The sequence below is a fragment of the Pantoea sp. 18059 genome (assembly GCF_902706165.1).
GTDB classification, from domain to species: Bacteria; Pseudomonadota; Gammaproteobacteria; order Enterobacterales; family Enterobacteriaceae; genus Pantoea; species Pantoea agglomerans.
Genome location: NZ_CACSJS010000003.1, coordinates 71,677 through 90,754 on the forward strand (window position 1 = coordinate 71,677; position 19,078 = coordinate 90,754).

The following is a 19,078-nucleotide window of genomic DNA, read 5'->3' on the forward strand; positions in this document are numbered from 1 at the left end:
AATTACTGGGTAACAGGTTAGACCTTGTTGCGATTCAACCTAAATATTCTCTTTCTTATGCCTGCTATAAAGTTAATGAATAGTTAACCGATAATGATGATTAAGATGCTTTTAATCTGCATTATTTGTGTTCTTATAAAAATTAATTCAGCAGGGTGTAAAAATGAGTAATATTCTTAACAATATTAATCTTACCGCTAAGTTTGCAATTCTGGGCTTGTTTTGCCTTGTTCTTTTTTCAGTTCCTACCGTGCTTTTTGTGTCAGAAGGTAATAAATATATTCAGGACAAGCGGAAAGAAGTAACAGGAGTGCCTGCTGAAAACAAAATCCTTGCCCTGTTGAATCTGATACAGCGCCATCGCGCTGAAACAGCCCTCGCTATTGCGCAAAAAAATCCTGCCACCTCATCGCGTCTAAGTGTTAGAGATGACATTGTTACTATCACCGATGCCATCAAGAAAGAGATGGCGCAGACAGAAGGCAGTGCGGGTTTAATCGAAAAAATCAATGGGGTGCGTGCACAGTGGGACGCGCTGCAGCAGGACATTGATGCTTCGAAACTGAATCAAACGACCAGTCTTGACGCACATGCGCAACTCATCCGCAAACTTCTTAACACAAACCGCGACGTGCTGGATTTTTACGGTTTGTCGCTTGATTCAGATATCAGTACGTACCGCCTGATTATCAGCAATTTCTCATCATTGCCTGAGCTTACCGAAAGTCTGGGTAAAATTCGTGCGTTCGGGACTTCACTGCTTGCCAGGAAAGAAGCCGTTAGTGAGGCTGACTCTGTCCGTATGGAATCATTAATCAGCACGGGTGCCTATAATCTGGATATGTTTGCTCAGGACTCAGAGAAGCTTTTTTCGTCTGATACAGGGCTGAAGCAGAAATTCAGTGCCGATGCAGACGCGGCCGTGCAGGAAGCCCAAAATGCCCTGAAAACTGCAGGGGCGTTATTTATTAGCCGCAGTATGACGAATCAGAATCCTCAGGACTATGCCGCAATTTTTACCAGCGCGATTAACAGATTCAGCACCTACGCGATTGCGGGCGGTAATGAACTGAATGACATGCTGAACCAGCAGATTACGGACCACCGGAATGCACAGTATGGTTTGCTGAGCGTTCTTCTCTTTATGGTCCTGCTTTCTGTCTTTTTCGCATTGATCATTATCCGTTCTGTTACACGACCTATCGGTGCCGCGTCAAAGCTTGCGCTTGAAGTAGCAGAAGGCGATCTGACAGCATCTTTTTCCGTGACAGGACGCAATGAAACAGCCGGTCTGCTTAAGGCATTACTGCAGATGAGTCAGCGCCTGACGGTGACGGTAGAAAACATTAAATCTAATGCCGTCACCATTGCCACCTCATCTGAGGAGATTGCCCGCGGTAACGGCGATCTTTCTGCGAGGACGGAAGAACAGGCTGCATCACTGGCTGAAACAGCCGCCAGTATGGAACAGCTCTCTTCGATCATCGGCAACAATGCTGAAAACACCCGCCATGCTGCAGAAATGGCCAGCTCGGCTACCAGCGCGGCATTGCGTGGCGGTCAGGCAATGGAATCAGTGCTGGGTTCCATGGAGAAAATCAGCAGCAGTGCAGGGCAGATTAAGGAAATCATTTCTGTCATTGATGGGATTGCGTTTCAGACGAATATTCTCGCGTTAAACGCGGCTGTTGAAGCTGCCCGGGCCGGTGAGCACGGTAAAGGCTTTGCCGTTGTTGCGGCGGAAGTCAGGTCGCTGGCACAGCGCTCGGCTGGCGCGGCGAAAGAAATTAAAGGACTGATCGAAAAGTCTGTGGAGAATGCTGAGCAGGGCATTTCGATGGCCCGGGATGCAGGTGAAAAAGTGAAGGAGAGTATGGATGCGATTGAACAGACAGCACAGCTGGTGAGAGAAATTTCATCTTCTTCAGAAGAGCAAAGTGCAGGGGTATCGCAGATAAATATTGCCGTTACTCAGATGGATCAGGTCACACAGCAGAATGCCGTGCTCGTTGAAGAGTCAGCATCGTCTGCTGATGAACTTGCAAGTCGAGCCGCTAATCTGAGGGACGCTGTTAGCGTGTTCCGCACAAACGCTGGTTAAAATTTCCGTTAAGTGCTTCTTTTATATGTCTGTAAACGGCGTGCTGTCGGCGCATTTCTGAGGTCTGTCATCTCAGTAACAGTATCTCATAAGCCATCCTACGGGATGGCTTAATTCCTTCCTTACGTAACTTTGGCACAAAGCGGACATACGTGCTGCAAGGTCCGCTTTGAGCGAAAAGCGGCCGTCAAATGTACGATGACAGTGTAGTTTTGCCAAAATAGACATAACATACCTATCGCACATGCAGGCGACAGGCAAAAAACCGCCATCTGAGTGGGTCAGCTGCGGAAGCAGCCGGGGAGAAAAGGTTATGCATCCCGGAAAATCCGGCGTTCAGCGAACGCTGTCACCTGTAAGCCTTGCTAAAAAAAAGCGAACGGCACAAACCATGTGCTGCCGATCACGTAACGCCGAGAGAAGAATAAAAAAACCGCCGTGCAGGCGGTTCAAAGAGGTATTCAGTGGCTTTTGCTCTTATCGTGGCCGGTCGGAGCAGCCGCCGTTTGAGCTTAATGATAAAAGGCATCGGCAAGATAGCAAGCGTATCTCGGGCCGCGTTCCGGACGGATCCCACGGTATCTGCAGGATAAATAACCCGCTTTAGGCAAAAAAAAACCGCAGGGGGCCGAAGACGTGCAGTGGCTGAAAACTCCTGAATCCCTGGCCTGGTGTTGGCTTGCCGCTTATCTTGAATCTACTATGTGTAGTATCGATAGTAGCTTAGAAAACTACAACATATTGTATCTGCGACAGCTCGTTGCGGTCCGACATTCAGAGTTATAGGGGTTTTACCAACCAGCGGAAGATTAAGAGTACTAATGAGGGGGCCATTATTCTGAATCAATCGTAACCAATTTTATATCACCTATAATTTTCAGGAGTGTACAGCATAAAATCAACCTTTCCTGACTTATATTCATCAGGCTGCTCATCCATTTCAAGATAATGTAGCGCCAGTGTTATTGCCAGCTGAGCATGCCTCAACGTATTTTGATCTATGGTCAATGTCAGCACTCGTTGTTCGAGTAATTGCCGTGTTGTATTGTAAAGTTCATGAGTGACGTAAACTACTTTACCTCTAAGATTATAATCATTCAAAATCTCACTAACCTGAGTGTTACCCATGCCTGTATTATAAATTCCGACAATATCTTTATCAGATGCAAGGGTTCGGTTTAATAAAAGACTGATAAGCTCCCGTTCATCCTGACTGTAAATAGGTTCGCGCACATTGATTTTAGGATAAAATTTCTGCATTACTGAAATAAAGCCATCGACACGCTGACGATGGACTGCGTATTGCGTACGGCCGCTAATTATCACCACGTCCCCATGTGATGGTAGCATACCACCAAGTACAAAGCCTGATGTACGGCCTGCGCTATATTGATCAATTCCTACGTGGCACAATCTATCAGATCCTGGTAAATCTGCCACAAGGGTTATTACCGGGACACCGCGAGATTTACACAGGGTCAGCATTTCATAAATAAGTGGGCTCTCATGTGCAAATATAATCAAAGCGTCCATTTTTTTACTGCTGGCTTCAATGTGTTTTGCCATTTTTTCCGGAGAAGCTTCAGAGAATAAAGTTTTATGAAGTGTTATTCTGCGATAGCCTAAGTTATCAGCCAGCATGGAAAAATCTTTAGCAAGCTGTTCGAAAAAAAAAGATTTATTACTGCTCAACAGGACCTCAAGCTGCCAGGAGGGTCTATGCTTTTCCGGCAGAATACGCTTAAGTCCCGCATCACGGGCGGCCTTGAGTATTAGATTCTCCATGGCCGGCGATACTCCACCCCGATCATTAAGCACCCGATCAACTGTTGCAACACCTACACCTATTTTCTTTGCAAACTCAGTAATAGTTAATTTTTTCATATTTTATCGTATTTACTTTAACAGGTTTCGTCACTATCAAACTATAGTAAGTAATCTATAACACTGACAGCGTTACAATCTTAACTTCAATTTATATTCTTTTCACATAAAAGACAAATAAATTTCACTTAAAATTAAGAGTAACACTCCAACAAAACTCTACTTTAAGAAATACATAAAACTTACTCGCATAAAAATTAACTTGAACTTATAGAACTTTTTCAAAAGCAACGCTGCGAGACATCGCATTCCTTACGAACAAATCAGCCGACTCTAAGTTTGACCAAAATGGCATTTAATTTTTAACAGAATCATATCATTAAACAATGAGTAGAATTATTTGCCACAATAAATAATGGCAATATTTAAAGTATTATTTACTCTGGATTTTTGACGCGATTTAAATATAGACCCTTTTTTCATGCAACAAATAGATGCATATGAAAAACATTAATATTCAGCCTTACCATGTCAATCAGCTTTTATATTAGATTATACTTAATAATAGTTTGATAGGATAAAATTTTACTCTCTACGAAAGTTTTCAGCCGGCGTAAGGAACTAACAGCATGAGTGAGTTAAATTGAAGATGTTAACAGCAATAGATGCTAACCATAATGTTCACTGCCTGAGTCAGCAGAGCCCGTCAGGAACCCGGACTCAGCAAAGTTATTAAAAGCTTAGTTATTTTTATAGCTCTGAGCCCGTGTTAAACAGGGGATTCACCTAATATCCAGTTAGGCCCGGTATCAGGAAAGCCTGCCGGATAGCGGCTCGCGGCATTATATGACTGAATCCATCCGGGATAACGTGTACCCGGATGACTGACCTTGTCCAGCATTTCTTTTTCCTCCTCGCTGAGATTAACAGACAGCGCGCTAAGGTTATCTCTGAGCTGATGCACATTGCGCACACCCGCTATGACGCTCGTCACCTGCTTAGAAGACAGCAGCCAGGCTATTGCGATGCTGGCAGGAGTAGTGCGGTGTTTTTCAGAAATTGTTTTGAGAACATCCACGATGTCCCATGCCAGGCTTTTATCAACGGGTGGAAATTCAATTTTTGCGCGTCTTGCAGAGGCCTCATGACTACCACTGCGGTCAAATTTGCCTGAAAGCAGGCCTCCTGCAAGAGGGCTCCAGCATAACAGTCCGGTTTGGCTATCCTTAATTGCCGGAAGGAGTTCATGTTCAATGTCGCGGCAGGCCAGTGAATAAAAAGACTGTACGCTGGCAAATTTCTCCAGCTTATGTTCACCTGAAATACCCAAAGCTTTGGCAATCTGCCAGCCGGCATAATTCGAACAGCCTATATAGCGAACCTTGCCCTGACGCACCATGTCGTCCAGTGTCCGCAGAACCTCTTCAATCGGTGTTACGGTATCAAAATTGTGGACCTGATAAAGGTCAATGTGATCGGTCTTAAGCCTTTTAAGGCTGGCTTCCAGCGCCTGCATAAGGTGATAGCGCGACTGCCCTGCATCGTTTGCGCCCGCATTCATTCTGCTGTGCGCTTTTGTTGCAAGAAAAACCTGACTGCGTCGCTGTGCCAGCACTTCGCCCAGCACGCTTTCAGAGCCCCCCATACCGTAGATATCCGCGGTATCAATAAAATTGATGCCGGCGTCCAGCGCCTCACCAACGATAATGTCCGCCTCTTTGCCCGTCAGGCGGCCGATGGCATTACCGGCGGCATTATCCGCCCCGCCAAATGTCATCGTCCCGAGACAAATGCGTGAAACATAAATCCCAGTTTTACCCAGTTCTGCGTATTTCATTTTGTTTTCTCCGTTAAGCTTCAAATGATAATGACGCAGACAAACGCTTTCTTTTATTATAGAAATCCCTTTTTTATTATTCATTCGTCCAGGAAGTTATGGATCCGTTGTCTGATATTCTTTCACTTCTGAAGGCAGAGGCCATCCTTACGGCCCGTATGGAAGCACGTGGCCCCTGGGCAATGCGGTTTCCCTCTTATAAACACATTAAGTTCGGCACTGTGCTTGAGGGGAAATTCTGGCTTTGGATGGACGGAATGCAGCCTCTGCTGCTTGAAAAAGGGGACTTCTATCTTCTGACTTCGGGTGACGCTTACTGCTGTGGCTCAAGTCCGGCATTGATGGTAAGTGACGGACGGCAGATTTTCTCTTCTCACCGTGAAGCGGATGGTGTGGTCCGCTACGGACAGGGAGAACTTATCAGTGAGGGGATTGGGGGGAGATTCGTATTTGAGGAGGCTTCCAGCCCGCTGCTTTTAAAACATCTGCCTCAGGTGCTGGTTTCACGACGAGAGGAAAGTTCTTCTCCTGCACTCACCGCCCTTATCACTTTGCTTTCGCATGAAACATCAGCGCTTCGTCCCGGACACGACATTGTGGCCAGTAGCATGGCAATACTTGTTCTGGTGCAGATGCTGAGGGAATACTTAGAGATTAATCAGAAAGGGACATCCTGGCTGAATGCCCTCGGTGACAGGAAAATAGGACCCGCACTGACACTGATACATTCTTCTCCATCTGCAGACTGGACGCTGGCAAGTCTGTCTGCAAAATCGGCTATGTCCCGCAGTGCGTTCGCCAGTAGGTTTCATCAGCTTACCGGTTCAACGCCCGGGAATTATCTGACGTCATGGCGAATGGAGCTGGCATGCGCTGAACTCAGAAAGCATCACTTAAGTATTACTGAGATAGCCAGATTAACCGGATATAAATCTGTTCCCTCTTTTTCTCTGGCCTTCAAACGTCATACCGGAAGAACGCCAGGAGGCTATCGTAATCTGCATAAGAACTGTTAACAGGCCACTCCGATAATTGTCTTTTTAATGCATATGCATAATTATCAAAAATTTATCGCAGTATTCAAATATACAATGTTCGCTTCTGGCACAAAGCAGCCGTTCTTTCGGCGACTTATTTAAACAACATGGGGAACAGTTTATTCCCCATGTATGGCAGGAATATACCCGCCGCGCGTTCATCATGATTACGGTTGCTTGCTGTTACCCAGCACTTTGTTAATCGCTTCGGTCCCACATTGATCGTCGGATTCCGCGCCGCCGGTGCCCGCCATGCCGATAGCGCCGATCCACTGGCCGCGATATTGCACCGGCACGCCGCCGCCAAGCAGCAATAGCTCATTAACCGTATTCAGGTTGACGCTTTCCGGTGAGGATTGCGCCTTTATGGTCAGTTGTCTGGTTGGCGTTTTGGTGGAGAGCGCAGTAAACGCTTTACGCCATGCCGCCTGAGTGTTGTGCGGCCCCACGTTGTCATCCCGCATCAGCGTGACCAGATTTCCACCCCGATCCACCACGGCGACTACGCCTTGACGATTCATATTATGGCAGGCGGACAAGGCCTCCGTTGCCAGTTGATTACTCAGCGCCTGCGTCATGTCATAGACGGAGGCTGGCTCAGCAGCGAGCGCCACGGCAGGTCCGGTAGTCAGCATCAATGCCAGCAGTAAACGTTTCATTTATTTCAGCTCCCGCGATAGGTGGAATATCCGTACTGGCTCAGCAGCAACGGAATGTGATAGGTGGTCGTGGTATTGGTGATATGGAACTCCACCGGGATTTCGGGGAAGAAACTCTGCTGTTGATGTGCCGCAAAATAGTGACCGGTTTTAAAAATCACCCGATAGTCTCCCGCCTCAAAGGGCTTTGCTGGCCAAAGGGCATCAATCCGACCCTGCTGATTAGTATTGGCGGTATTCAGTACTTCCCAGCTTTCTCCCTGTTTCTGCTCAAGCATTACCTCAACCTCTGAGGCCGGCAGCCCGGTCTGCTGGTTCAGCACGTGAACGCTCAGCGGATTTTTACTGGCCGCGAAGGTGACCGCGGGAACGGCAAGCAGCGTAGTGAGGGCCAGGGCAGTGAGACTCTTTTTCATTTTTTAATACTCCGGTGTTAATCACCCCGCTGTTATACCTGTACGGTTGTTCGTTCTGCCTGTCAGAAAGATGACCATATTGTCATCTGTTGCTGAAACACTGTGGCGGTCATAAATTTCATGGCAAACTGCGCCGATGAAACTATTACTGATTGAAGATAACCAGAAGGCGAGCGCCTGGGTGCGTAAGGGGCTGGAAGAAGCGGGCTATATCGTGGATTACGCCGCAGACGGCCGGGATGGCCTGCATCTGGGGCTGTCACATCCCTACAGCCTGGTGATACTGGATATTATGCTGCCGGGGATGGATGGGTGGCAGGTGCTGAAAACCCTGCGTACCGCCAGTCAGATTCCGGTAATTTGCCTGACTGCCAGAGACTCGGTGGATGATCGGGTGAAAGGGCTGGAACTGGGGGCCAATGATTACCTGGTTAAGCCGTTCTCTTTTGCGGAGTTGCTGGCTCGGGTAAGAAATCAGCTCCGGCAGCAGCAGCCGCACAGTAGCGTACTACGGGTGGGCGATCTGGTGCTGGACTCAGCGCGCTTTCAGGTTCTGCGTGACGGTGTCACTCTTGCACTGACGCGCAAAGAGTTCATGCTGTTATGGCTGCTCGCCAGCCGTCACGGTGAGATTCTGCCGCGGACGCTGCTGGCCAGCGAAATATGGGGCGTTAATTTCGACAGTGAAACCAATATCGTCGATGTTGCTATCCGCCGCCTGCGCCGTAAAGTCGACGATCCCTTTCCTCAAAAGCTCATCACTACGGTAAGGGGCATGGGATATTGCCTGTCAGAAAAAGGAGGCGAGGGTGACTAGCCCTTCTCTGACGCTGCGGCTGACCGCGATTTTTACGCTGATCATGGCGATGGCCTGTGGCGGCATCAGCCTGATTCTGTATAAAGCGTTACGCAGCGAACTGGTCTGGCGGGACGATCAAACATTGATTAACCGGGCGGCGCAGTTAAGACAACTGCTTGAAGATGGTGCCCATCCCAGCTCGCTGCCGCTCTACTTCAATCGGATGGTCGATATCCATCAGGACATTCTCAGCATCCGCTCGCAGCATGAGCAAAACGTCAGTATTAATCATACCGGGATAACGTTGCCCGCGATCTCGCCCACGTCGGTCAGCACGCCACCCAGTGAGAAACAGCTGCACCGCTGGATCAATGCGGATAAGACGGAAGCGTCGGCGCTAAGCCTGCAGGCAAACTCCTCGCTCGGGCCGGTAACTATTACGCTTGCCCGGGTCGCGCGGGAGCGAGCACTGATGCTGGAGCGTTATCGCCAGCAAAGCATTCTGGTTTCACTGGCGGCCATATTGCTGTGCGCCGCAGTCAGTCCGCTGTTGATTCGCAGAGGGCTAAGGGCGATCGGCCGGTTAAGTAAGATCGTGGCAGAAACGGCCAGTGACCGGTTAAATCAGCCCGTGCCGCTTCAGGCTATCCCGCAGGAGCTGCTACCGATTGGCAATGCGCTTAACGCTATGCGTCAGCGCTTATCCACGGACTTTATCCGTCTGACCCAATTTGCCGACGATCTGGCCCACGAAATCCGCACGCCCATTAATGTGTTACTGGGCCAGAATCAGGTCGCGCTGGGTCATGAACGCTCTGCCGCTGAATATCAGACGCTGCTCGAAGGCAACATTGAAGAGCTGGAGAGTCTGTCGCGTCTCACTGAAAACATTCTCTTCCTGGCTCGCGCCACGCACCACAATATCAGACTCAATAAACAGGACTTCCTGCTGCAGGACGCGCTGGAATCGCTGATCGACTTTCTTGAACCGGTTGCGGAAGAGCAGGAGAAGGCCATTGAGCTGAGCGCCGCAGGCAGCCTCACCGCGGATAAAATGCTGTTCCAGCGTGCGATGAGTAACCTGCTGATCAACGCCATTCGTTATTCGCCAGAAAAAGGCACGATTCAGGTCAGTACCTGTCATCACGCTGACTACGTTGAGATTGAGGTGTTGAACGCGGGCGAAGCGCTGGAGGAGCCTGAAAAATTATTTGAACGCTTCTGGCGGGGCGATAACGTCCGTCATACGGCCGGAAGCGGGCTGGGACTGTCGCTGGTACGCGCCATCGCCGCTTTACATGGCGGAAGTGCTTACTACCGGCATGAGAACGGGCACAATATCTTTGGCCTGCGCCTGCCCCGAAAGTGAGCGTCTGTAAGAAAAACCTCATCCGTGCTGCTTTAATGAAAGCAGAAGGGGATGGAAGCGATCTGCGGAAGTCATAAAGTCAGACACAGCCACCCCCTTGCCTGTTACACGCTACCTAACCGGCACGGTGGTCAGGTAGCGTCAATTACCAGAATATCCCTTGTCACTTTCTCGGGTAAATCCCGGCACCACTGAGCATACTGGTGACATCCTGCGGGCCCCAGGTTCGCTGGAGTCTGCAGCGGCACATGACGGTGAAGTGTTTAAAGGCTGGCCCCTTCAACCAGCACAAACGTCCCGTGCGCAGCCCCTGCACGCAACAGCCTGGCAGCCTGATACGCAGGGCTTTCATAAAAACCTTTGGCTTCGGCAAAAGATTCGAACTCAAATACCACATGCCGTTCATGCGCCTCTCCCTCCAGATTTTCATACTGCCCTGACCAGGCAACGATCTTCGGATTAAACGCCTGCATGGCTTCGCCTGCAGCTCTGGCATAGTCAGCGTATGCGACAGGGTCCGATACGGTCACGTGAGCGATTAAATAACCTTTGTTCATTTCTCTTTTCCTTCCTGACAGGGGGGTGAAATCCAGCGTAAGGCAGCGCGACTGGCGTTAACCAAATCCGGAATGGGGGCTAAGTTTTCAAATCTTCCTTCGGGTCAACGGATTGAGTGGTGAGTAACAACCTTTTCACTGAGTGCTTCCCGATACCCTGAGCCATGTTTGCCGCGAACCAACAGTGCTCTGAATGATGCGGGGATCTGAACCAGTGCTTATGTACACAAACCTGCATGGCAGTTCGCAACGGCGTTGAGCCTTCCGAGAGACGATTCACCCTCATAACGTTCAGATCGCGTTCTGTAATATCCGCGGTGTGAAAGCAGTCTATTACCCATTAATATGGTGATAAATAACGTAAGAAATAACGCACTGTTACTCTGAAGGGGAACAATGAATGAAAAACCTTGAGGCGCTGATTATTTTTGCACGCGTGGCGGAAATGAAGAGTTTTACTCAGGCAGCTGAAAGCCTGGGAATTCAGAAAGGACGCGCCTCACTAGTGGTGCGCGAACTCGAAAGGGAGACAGGCGCGACGCTTCTGCATCGCACCACGCGAACAGTGCAGTTAACGGAAGATGGACGGGCTTTTTACTCACGCGCCCGCGATCTGTTATCGGAAGCCGAAGAATTACAGTCTATGTTCTCTCACGAGGGGATGTCATTGCGGGGCCGGATACGCGTTGATATGCCTGCCGTGCTGGCACAATGCGTGGTGATCCCCGCGCTGCCTCAGTTGCTGGAGGCACACCCTGAACTGGAGATCGAGCTTTCAAGTACCGATCGGCGCGTTGATTTAGTTCATGAAGGGTTTGATTGTGTTATCCGTCTGGGGCCAATCGTTGATGACACGCTTATTGCTCGCCCGCTGGGGCAGCTGCGCATGATCAATGCCGCCAGCCCCAGCTATCTGGCGCGCTTCGGGGTACCGCACACGATTGATGATCTGCTCAATCAGGGCCATCAGATGGTTCATTACCAGCGGAGCTTTGGTTCGAAGCCAGATGGCTGGGAGTATCCGGCGGATGACGGCTATCAATTGCTGATGTTACCCGGCGCAATAAGGGTCAACAGCGTACCAGCCTATCATGAGGCGGGACTGGCCGGGCTGGGCTTGATCCAGGGCGGCTACTCCACACTCGCGCCCTATATTGAGCGCGGTGCGCTGGTTGAAGTCCTTACCGATCTGTGTCCTGAGCCGCTCAGTGCCTCTTTTGTTGTCGCACACCGACGAAATCTGTCGCGGCGTGTCAGAGCCTTTATGCACTGGACAGAAGAAATTTTAAAACCTTATTTTGACAGATAGCACAGTGATTCTTACGCCAGATAAAAGTACACCAACAGGGTATGTGGCGAACCAAACCAGAAGTACAAATTTAATCACCGCTATGCTAATATTTCCGCGCTTATTAAGGCGTCCTGCCATGCGTAGAATTTTTGGGAACGCAGTATGATCGATAAATATCAAATTCATCATGACGTCGATGTGCTGCTTTTCATACGCCACATCTGCAAACTCGTTTATACGGGACTTATTTTGCTGCTGCTTATTCCTCATATTGCCAGTGCCGAAATAAAAGATGGCAAAGCCAATGATATCGTCAGTGGTATTATCAGCTTCACCCAGTGGACGGGCTTAAAACAACCGCCTCAATTATGTATTTTTTCTTCAGCCCGGCATCTCTCCTTGCCGGACTCTGCCTCCTCGGCGGCAGCCACATTCACCGTTGTTTATCTTGCCAGCGCAGGCGACCTGCCGTCGCACAGATGCGACGCCGTCTATTTCGGCGATCAGACGTCACAACAGCAGGTGGACCTTATTCAGCAGTTTAAGGGCAGAGCCGTTCTTACCCTCGCGGAGAACAATGCGGATTGCACGCGGGGCGCCGCGTTTTGCCTGATTTTTCATCCGGGCCACACGCTTTTTTCCGTTAACCTTGATTCGCTTGCCAGAAGCGGTGTCAGGGTGAGTCCGGACGTGCTTTTGCTGTCCCGCGAGAGAAGCGAATAAAATGAAATTCGATAAATTAAGAAATGACAAATCATCGATACGCAATAAACTGCGAAAAATAAGCACCATCAACGCTGCGGTGATATTACTGTTGTGCTGGCTGTTGCTCTCTTCGACGTCGCTGCTATTCATTAAAAATTACGAGAAGCGAAACCTTGAATTAATCGGCGCAACCCTCAGCACCACGCTAACCGCTGCGACCGTTTTTTCCGACAGTTACGATGCGCACAATAAAATTGCACGGCTCGGCAATGAAGGGATGTACGCATCTGCGAAACTGGTCACTAAAGATCAAATTGTTCTGGTCAACTGGCATGCTCAGCAGGAGCAGACGGGCTGGTATTCGCGGTTATTACGTGAGTGGATTTATCTTAAACCGCTTAACGTCAGTATCATTCACTCTGACGTTGCTGTCGGTACATTAACGCTGGAAGGCACCGTGACCGGCGCGGTGAGTTTCATTCGATACTCCTTCATGATTCTGACCAGCGGTATGCTATGTGTCCTGATTATCTCCCTTTTGCTGAGTGAATTTCTGCATCGGGGTATGCTCGCTACACTGCGCAACATTACCAGCTCGATTCACTATGTGATTCATTCCGGTGATTTTTCCTTGCGTATACCGGAGAGCACGACGAGTGAGTTTCAGCTATTTTCAGATGATCTCAATTCGTTGCTGAGGGAAATGCAATCGCTGAAGGCTTCGCTTATGCGGGATAATCGCTCGCTGGCAGCCAAAGCGCTGGAGGACCCGTTAACCGGTCTTGCAAACCGCAGCGCGTTTGCTGCTCACCTTTCGCGGCTTCTCGACCAGCAATATGCTGAGGAGCGTTTTGCCTTACTCTTTCTTGATGGCGATCGCTTTAAAAGCATCAACGATAACTGGGGCCATGCCGCCGGGGATGAGGTATTAAAAGCGATAGCAGCACGGCTGTTATCACTGGCATCTGAACAGGATCTAGTCGCCCGGTTAGGTGGGGATGAATTTGCCATGCTGGTGAGCAGTCAGGTCAGTGAGGAGCAATTACAGCAACTCATGCAGGACATCCATGACCTCATCATGGAAAAAATCATCCTTGCAGAAGGTACGCCGATAAATACCTCGGTTACCATTGGCTACGCCTGGTCACAACACGGCGATACGGTTGAGTCTATTCTCGAACGCGCTGACATGAATATGTATAAAAATAAGCGAACAAATAAGGCTTAAAGATGAAAAAAAATATTTCCCTGATGCTGCTTATTTTGGCGCTGGTCGGTTGTCAGTCTAAAGAACGTTTTACTGAGGCGCAGATCGCAGCGATGAAGCGTGCGGGATTCACCCAAAATAGGGAAGGCTGGGGATTAGGCTTATCAGATAAGATCCTGTTTGGTGTAAACGAATCAGAACTTACACCCTCCAGCAAAAGTAACATTCAGGGGATGGCAAAAAACCTGGCGTCGACCGGTATTAAGCATGTGCGAATTGACGGGCACACCGATAATTACGGCAAACCAGATTATAACCAACAGCTGTCGCTAAAAAGAGCTAACGCAGTCGCGGCACAGTGGTCGGAAGGGGCTGCTATACCGCGTGAAAATATTATCACACGTGGATTAGGCATGAGTGCACCGGTTACCAGCAACAATAGCGCGCAGGGACGCGCGCAAAATCGGCGTGTGGCAATTGTGATTACTGCGCCGTGATAATGAGTTAACAGTGGGCTGTGCTGCGCGCTCAGGCCGGCATGACTCCATGTCCTGCTGGCGGCTTTATCCTGTTACCGATGATGCGTGAAGCGCCGCTGGAAAAGATGAAACGGAGGGGGAAATGCACGGCGGAACCCGCCGTGCAGCGTTGCTATCAGCGATAAAAAGCCGGTCTTGCTGGCATAGTGACCGGCACAATCTCACCGGAAGTCTGGGCCGCGACGCAGGCATCAGCGGCCACCGCGGCGGCGTAACCATCCCAGGCGGAGGGACCGGTCATCTCACCGCTGATGACGTTGTTGATAAATGCCTGCAACTCCACGTCATACGCATCGATAAAGCGCTTTTTCCAGTCAGTCAGAATGGTGGTGGAGAGCTTAGCCGCGCTGCGAAGCTGCACAGAGACCGGCTCCGGCAGACGAGCAATGCCGCTTTCACCCACCACTTCACACTGAATGTCGTAACCATATTCACAGTTCACGAAGATTTCGACATCAATGCGCGCCCCTTTGGTGGTCTCAAGCAGCACGATTTGCGGATCGCGCAGATGTGACGACGCCTTACGGGTTTTACGCGGGAAGATCACCTGCACGCTGGCATAATCATCATCCAGCAGCCAGCGCAGCACATCGAGTTCGTGGATCAGCGTGTCGGTGATCGCCATGTCGGTGGTGTAGCTGTCGCCCACTTCCGGGTTACGGTGCGCACAGTGCAGCATCAAAGGCTCGCCAATTTCGCCGCTGTCGATCACCGCTTTTAGTGCACGATAGCCGCTGTCATAAGGGCGCATAAACCCGACCTGCACCAGCTGACGTCCTGCCTTAATTTCTGCTTCCACAATGTTCATGCAGCCCTGCGCGGTGACCGCCAGCGGTTTTTCGCAGAATACTGCTTTACCCGCCTCAATGCAGGCCAGCACAAAGGCTTCATGCGTCGGGCCCCAGGAGGTGACCAGCACCGCATTGACCTGCGGATCGTTAATCAGATCAATCGCATTGTCATAAATGCGCGCTTCCGGCGTCAGCTCATTAACGATTTGCTGGCAGTTTTCACGGTTGATATCGTTAAGCGCCACCACGCGCGCATTCTGTAACACGGTGCTGCAACGGCGGATGTGTTCGCGACCGATTGCGCCGGTGCCGATGACGCCAATATTAATAGTCATGATAATTCCTTAAGCTGAGTGGTTTAACAGCTGGATGCTGTCGCGGATTTCGCGGGCAATGTCCGCTTCCTGCCAGCTGTTCATCACTGAGGAGAACGGCTCAAAGGCGTAAAGGCCGGTGTAACCCATCTTCTCCAGTCGCTCGACCTGCTGCTTACTGCGCAAGCGGTCTTCCGCGCTGAGCATGATGCGCTCTTCGTCGGTTAGCTGATTAACCGGGCGCGGGTCGGTGACGCCGGAAAGGTGAACCAGACCGATCTGCTGAATATCGATCTCCTGTTCGAAAGTCTGTTCCGCATCTTCAAACAGATGATGATGGAAGGTATCGATCAGCAATCTGAATGGCACACCCGCTTCATGGATCAGCGTCTGAGCCTGAGTAGCCGAACGCAGCGAGCTTTGCGGAAAGCCCAGCGGCTCCACCAGCCCCTGAATACCTGCCTCAGCGAACAGCGGGGCCAGGGTTTTCAGCGCAGTAACAGTGTCGGCAGCGCTGATCGGCGTGCCGTCATTAAGCGGGCAGAGCACCAGCGATTCAGCGCCGACCGCCTGCGCATCACTTAACAGCTGGCGGGTGCGTTGCAGCACCTCTTCATTCAACTGATTAAAGGGATAAAGCGCATTAATGGTGACAATCCGGATGCCTGACTCACGCGCCAGGGCTTTTACCTCGTCGCCGCTGAGATCGTCGGTGACGCGGCCGCTTGGCATATCATTACGCAGTTCGACATTATGGATACCGAGCTGGCTGACCAGTTTAAAAAACTGCGGAAGGGTGAGGCTGGGCGCAATTTTACGGTTGATGCAAAAGCGCGCGTTGGGAATATTCAGGCTCATAACAATTTCCTTGAATGTAGGGGTACAGTGTTAATAGCAATCGGGTAGTCAGCGTAATGACGCGGGCCGTGAGTTATTCAATACGGACCTTTCAGGCACTATTTTTTGCCATTGCCGTTATAAAGCGCATAGAAATAGTGCTCGACCTGCTCAAGACTTCTTCCCCGGGTCTCGGGAATAAACTTCACAACAAAAACGGAACCGCCGATGCCGATAGCCGCGAATATAAAGAAGGCTCCGGCCAGACCAAATGCGGCTAATAACAGCGGGAAGGCCATGGAGATGGCGAAGTTAGCAATCCACAGTGAGAAGACAGCGCCACCCATACAGATGCCACGCATCCGGGCGGGGAAGATTTCCGACAGCAGCAGCCAGGTAACGGGTGACAATGCGCCCTGCTGGAAGCAGAGAAACATCAGCATCCCCGCCAGCACCAGATAAGCCCGCAGCAGGTTGACCGTGCCGTTGAGGTATTCCGGCATCAGCCAGCAGACCAGCCCGATAAAGAACAGGCAGCAGGTGCAGCCCATCTGTCCGATTAACACCAGCGGACGGCGTCCCACTTTGCCGATTAGCCAGATACCCGCCAGCGTCATCACCACGGAGATCACGCCATTGGCGATGGTGGCGAACAGCGCGGCATCGTTGCTCAGTCCGGCGGCGGTCAGCATGGTGGGGGCGTAATACATAATGGTATTCACCCCGGTCAGCTGCTGGATGGCGGCAATACCCACGCCCAGCAGGAAGATTTTCATCAGCCAGGGTGTGGCGAGATCGCGCAGGCGGCCTTTGCCACGCTGACGGTTCTCTTCAATGGTTTCCTCAATCTCTTCCAGTTCCCACTCGACATCGTCGGCGGCGCGGGTTTTTTCCAGTACCTCACGCGCTGCCTGACTGCGGCCTTTCATTACGTGCCAGCGCGGGGTTTCAGGCATAAAAATCATGCCGATCCAGAGCAGAACAGCGGGGACAATCGACAGCGCCAGCATCCAGCGCCAGGTATTTTCGCCGCCCCAGATATCGTTAAAGGTGGCGTTGGAGATGTACGCCAGCAGCTGACCGCTGACGATCATCAGCTCCTGCAGGGTGACCAGCTGGCCACGTTTATTGGCGGGGGCGATTTCTGCGATGTAGACCGGCACGGTCGCGGCAGCACCCCCCACGGCAAAGCCCAGGAACAGGCGAGAAGCGATCATCCAGGTGACATCAGGCGCCAGCGCCGAGCCGACAGCGCCAAAAGCGAAGATAAGCGCCAGCGCAATGATAATGCGTCGTCTGCCGAGGCCATCAGCCAGATGACCGGCTGCCAGCGCGCCGAAGGCTGCACCAAACAGCAGGGAACTGGTGACCAGCCCGGTAGTAAAGGGGGTGAGATGCAGATCGCCGCGCATAAACAGCAACGCGCCTGAGACCACACCGGTGTCATAACCAAACAGCAATCCACCCAGGGTGGCGACCAGCGCAATAATCTTCACAAAAGGCTCGGTGCGGGTGGTGCTATTTGGACCGGATGCCGGGTTCGACGAGATATAAAGTTCTTTTTCCATGAATACTCCTGGTAATAACGGCAAAGACAAAACGTCAGAACATGAAGAAGACATCACCCTACTGATATTTTTATTTCGGGTTAAATTATATTTGAAACTTAGTTTTCATTATGTGAGCTCAACCCTTCCGCCATTTTTATTTTGATGGGATTCCATCAGGGCGAAAATAAAAACATTAAATTTAAGCGGGTTATAGGGGAGATCGATAAGTTACCGGCGGTTAAGGTAGGGCAGAACAGGGGAAAATCAGCGTCTGGAAAGAGTAAATGATCGCAGTCAGGATGAAACATCCCAACCGCGATAATCAGATAGCAGGGCGGGTTAGCGGATTTTCAGCGCGGTGAGCGCCGATAACAGTGCATCGACCTTAGGCAGGAACTGTTTACGGCGTGGCCACACCACGCTCAGCGTCAGCCCCTCGGGCTGCAACTGCGGCAAAATTATCTCCAGGTCGCCCTGTTTCACGGCATGCTGAATCAGCCACGAGGGCATTTGTGCCACACCCAGCCCGGCGATGACAGCCTGCAGCTGGGCATCGACGTCGCCCAGTGCCAGCCGGTACGGCACCTCGCGCCAGTGCGGCTGACCATCTTCGGTGGTGAACAGCCAGGGTTTGGTGCTGCCATCTACACGCTCATAAAGGATGGCGCGGTGGTTCAGCAGCGCCGCCTCATCTTCAGGTCGTCCTTCACGTGCCAGATAAGCGGGTGAGGCACAGAACTGCATCTGCTCGCGGCCCATATTACGCCAGCCAAGCGAAGCAGGCAGGTCGGGCGCGCCGCCGATCCGTACCGCCACATCCACGCCCTCTTCAAACAGGTCAACAAAGCGGTCAGAGAAACTCAGGCTCAGAGCCAGTTCCGGGTGTTGCTGACAAAAGGGCATCAGCAGCGGCATCACATTGAGGCGGCCATAGGTGGTGGGCACCGCCAGGCGCAGGCGACCTGAAGGAATCGTTCGCTGTGCCGCCAGCACCGCTTCGGCTTCGGCCAGATCCTCCAGAATGCGCAGGCAGGTCTGGTAATAGGCGCTGCCCGCGTCGGTGAGGTGCAGGCTCCGTGTGGTGCGCTCCAGCAGTCGCGAGCCTAATCGTGTCTCCAGGCGGCTGACGCTTTTACTGATCGCCGATCCGGTCACGTGCAGACGCTCCGCAGCGGCGGTAAAACTGCCACACTCTACGCTGGCAACAAACGGCAGAATATCTTTGAGGCGATGATCGTGCATCGA

General features: G+C 51.1%; 17 protein-coding genes. 8 read left to right on the forward strand and 9 right to left on the reverse strand.

Features of this window, described 5'->3' with window-relative positions:
• The first annotated feature begins 163 nt into the window (after positions 1-163).
• Positions 164-2,101: a methyl-accepting chemotaxis protein gene (locus GVJ63_RS09835; protein WP_010247311.1), complete on the forward strand. Its 1,938-nt coding sequence runs from the start codon at positions 164-166 to the stop codon at positions 2,099-2,101.
• Positions 2,102-2,965: 864 nt separating this feature from the next.
• Here GVJ63_RS09835 and GVJ63_RS09840 read toward each other — a convergent pair.
• Both GVJ63_RS09840 and GVJ63_RS09845 read right to left on the reverse strand, forming a co-directional pair.
• Positions 2,966-3,985 carry a LacI family DNA-binding transcriptional regulator gene (locus tag GVJ63_RS09840; protein WP_159226779.1) on the reverse strand — a complete coding sequence of 340 codons (1,020 nt, stop codon included), beginning with the start codon at positions 3,983-3,985 and terminating at the stop codon, positions 2,966-2,968.
• A gap of 709 nt (positions 3,986-4,694) precedes the next feature.
• A complete protein-coding gene (locus GVJ63_RS09845; RefSeq protein WP_033760287.1) occupies positions 4,695-5,762 on the reverse strand; it encodes an aldo/keto reductase in 1,068 nt (355 codons plus the stop codon).
• A gap of 98 nt (positions 5,763-5,860) precedes the next feature.
• Here GVJ63_RS09845 and GVJ63_RS09850 point away from each other — a divergent pair, with 98 nt between their 5' ends.
• Complete coding sequence (locus tag GVJ63_RS09850) at positions 5,861-6,778, forward strand: AraC family transcriptional regulator (protein ID WP_010670295.1); 918 nt, start codon at positions 5,861-5,863, stop codon at positions 6,776-6,778.
• Positions 6,779-6,966: 188 nt separating this feature from the next.
• Here GVJ63_RS09850 and GVJ63_RS09855 read toward each other — a convergent pair whose 3' ends face one another.
• The gene (locus tag GVJ63_RS09855) at positions 6,967-7,458 is read right to left on the reverse strand and encodes a heme-binding protein (protein ID WP_010247306.1); all 492 of its coding nucleotides are present in this window, start codon (positions 7,456-7,458) and stop codon (positions 6,967-6,969) included.
• A gap of 5 nt (positions 7,459-7,463) precedes the next feature.
• Positions 7,464-7,874 carry a hydroxyisourate hydrolase gene (uraH, locus tag GVJ63_RS09860; protein ID WP_033760291.1) on the reverse strand — a complete coding sequence of 137 codons (411 nt, stop codon included), beginning with the start codon at positions 7,872-7,874 and terminating at the stop codon, positions 7,464-7,466.
• Between the two features lie 136 nt (positions 7,875-8,010).
• Between uraH and hprR the strand changes: the two genes are divergently transcribed.
• Positions 8,011-8,691, forward strand: coding sequence for a response regulator transcription factor HprR (hprR, locus tag GVJ63_RS09865; RefSeq protein ID WP_033773881.1), 681 nt, complete (start codon positions 8,011-8,013; stop codon positions 8,689-8,691).
• Complete coding sequence (locus GVJ63_RS09870; protein ID WP_062759211.1) at positions 8,684-10,042, forward strand: heavy metal sensor histidine kinase; 1,359 nt, start codon at positions 8,684-8,686, stop codon at positions 10,040-10,042. Before hprR ends, GVJ63_RS09870 begins: the two co-directional genes overlap by 8 nt.
• Before the next feature lie 263 nt (positions 10,043-10,305).
• Here GVJ63_RS09870 and GVJ63_RS09875 read toward each other — a convergent pair whose 3' ends face one another.
• Positions 10,306-10,599: a DUF1330 domain-containing protein gene (locus tag GVJ63_RS09875; RefSeq protein WP_010670299.1), complete on the reverse strand. Its 294-nt coding sequence runs from the start codon at positions 10,597-10,599 to the stop codon at positions 10,306-10,308.
• Between the two features lie 400 nt (positions 10,600-10,999).
• On the opposite strand from GVJ63_RS09875, the gene GVJ63_RS09880 reads away from it, so the two are divergent.
• The 4 genes from GVJ63_RS09880 (at position 11,000) to GVJ63_RS09895 (ending at position 14,299) form a co-directional block, all read left to right on the forward strand.
• Positions 11,000-11,908 (forward strand): LysR family transcriptional regulator, encoded by a 909-nt coding sequence (locus GVJ63_RS09880; RefSeq protein ID WP_159226780.1) that lies wholly within the window; start codon positions 11,000-11,002, stop codon positions 11,906-11,908.
• Positions 11,909-12,052: 144 nt separating this feature from the next.
• Positions 12,053-12,613 (forward strand): YfiR family protein, encoded by a 561-nt coding sequence (locus tag GVJ63_RS09885; protein WP_033768499.1) that lies wholly within the window; start codon positions 12,053-12,055, stop codon positions 12,611-12,613.
• Position 12,614: 1 nt separating this feature from the next.
• Entirely contained in the window at positions 12,615-13,823 is a 1,209-nt protein-coding gene (locus tag GVJ63_RS09890) for a diguanylate cyclase domain-containing protein (protein ID WP_010670302.1), read from the forward strand.
• Positions 13,824-13,825: 2 nt separating this feature from the next.
• Positions 13,826-14,299, forward strand: a complete 474-nt coding sequence (locus GVJ63_RS09895) for an OmpA family protein (protein WP_061902215.1) — start codon at positions 13,826-13,828, stop codon at positions 14,297-14,299.
• 157 nt (positions 14,300-14,456) lie between these two features.
• Here the strand turns inward: GVJ63_RS09895 and GVJ63_RS09900 are convergent, their stop codons facing one another.
• The 4 genes from GVJ63_RS09900 to GVJ63_RS09915 form a co-directional block, all read right to left on the reverse strand.
• The gene (locus tag GVJ63_RS09900) at positions 14,457-15,467 is read right to left on the reverse strand and encodes a Gfo/Idh/MocA family protein (RefSeq protein ID WP_010670304.1); all 1,011 of its coding nucleotides are present in this window, start codon (positions 15,465-15,467) and stop codon (positions 14,457-14,459) included.
• Positions 15,468-15,476: 9 nt separating this feature from the next.
• Entirely contained in the window at positions 15,477-16,304 is an 828-nt protein-coding gene (locus tag GVJ63_RS09905; RefSeq protein ID WP_022624757.1) for a TIM barrel protein, read from the reverse strand.
• 98 nt (positions 16,305-16,402) lie between these two features.
• Positions 16,403-17,851 (reverse strand): sugar porter family MFS transporter, encoded by a 1,449-nt coding sequence (locus tag GVJ63_RS09910; RefSeq protein WP_022624758.1) that lies wholly within the window; start codon positions 17,849-17,851, stop codon positions 16,403-16,405.
• 321 nt (positions 17,852-18,172) lie between these two features.
• Positions 18,173-19,075 (reverse strand): LysR family transcriptional regulator, encoded by a 903-nt coding sequence (locus GVJ63_RS09915; protein ID WP_159226781.1) that lies wholly within the window; start codon positions 19,073-19,075, stop codon positions 18,173-18,175.
• Positions 19,076-19,078 lie beyond the last annotated feature (3 nt).

Excerpts from the sequence above, each read along its gene's own strand:
- GVJ63_RS09850 (WP_010670295.1), top strand. The coding sequence starts at position 5,861 with ATGGATCCGTTGTCTGATATTCTTTCACTTCTGAAGGCAGAGGCCATC.
- GVJ63_RS09845 (WP_033760287.1), bottom strand. The coding sequence starts at position 5,762 with ATGAAATACGCAGAACTGGGTAAAACTGGGATTTATGTTTCACGCATT.
- GVJ63_RS09835 (WP_010247311.1), top strand. The coding sequence starts at position 164 with ATGAGTAATATTCTTAACAATATTAATCTTACCGCTAAGTTTGCAATT.
- hprR (WP_033773881.1), top strand. The coding sequence starts at position 8,011 with ATGAAACTATTACTGATTGAAGATAACCAGAAGGCGAGCGCCTGGGTG.
- GVJ63_RS09840 (WP_159226779.1), bottom strand. The coding sequence starts at position 3,985 with ATGAAAAAATTAACTATTACTGAGTTTGCAAAGAAAATAGGTGTAGGT.
- GVJ63_RS09885 (WP_033768499.1), top strand. The coding sequence starts at position 12,053 with ATGATCGATAAATATCAAATTCATCATGACGTCGATGTGCTGCTTTTC.
- GVJ63_RS09890 (WP_010670302.1), top strand. The coding sequence starts at position 12,615 with ATGAAATTCGATAAATTAAGAAATGACAAATCATCGATACGCAATAAA.
- GVJ63_RS09915 (WP_159226781.1), bottom strand. The coding sequence starts at position 19,075 with ATGCACGATCATCGCCTCAAAGATATTCTGCCGTTTGTTGCCAGCGTA.
- GVJ63_RS09855 (WP_010247306.1), bottom strand. The coding sequence starts at position 7,458 with ATGAAACGTTTACTGCTGGCATTGATGCTGACTACCGGACCTGCCGTG.
- GVJ63_RS09900 (WP_010670304.1), bottom strand. The coding sequence starts at position 15,467 with ATGACTATTAATATTGGCGTCATCGGCACCGGCGCAATCGGTCGCGAA.
- GVJ63_RS09905 (WP_022624757.1), bottom strand. The coding sequence starts at position 16,304 with ATGAGCCTGAATATTCCCAACGCGCGCTTTTGCATCAACCGTAAAATT.
- GVJ63_RS09910 (WP_022624758.1), bottom strand. The coding sequence starts at position 17,851 with ATGGAAAAAGAACTTTATATCTCGTCGAACCCGGCATCCGGTCCAAAT.
- GVJ63_RS09875 (WP_010670299.1), bottom strand. The coding sequence starts at position 10,599 with ATGAACAAAGGTTATTTAATCGCTCACGTGACCGTATCGGACCCTGTC.
- GVJ63_RS09895 (WP_061902215.1), top strand. The coding sequence starts at position 13,826 with ATGAAAAAAAATATTTCCCTGATGCTGCTTATTTTGGCGCTGGTCGGT.
- GVJ63_RS09880 (WP_159226780.1), top strand. The coding sequence starts at position 11,000 with ATGAAAAACCTTGAGGCGCTGATTATTTTTGCACGCGTGGCGGAAATG.
- uraH (WP_033760291.1), bottom strand. The coding sequence starts at position 7,874 with ATGAAAAAGAGTCTCACTGCCCTGGCCCTCACTACGCTGCTTGCCGTT.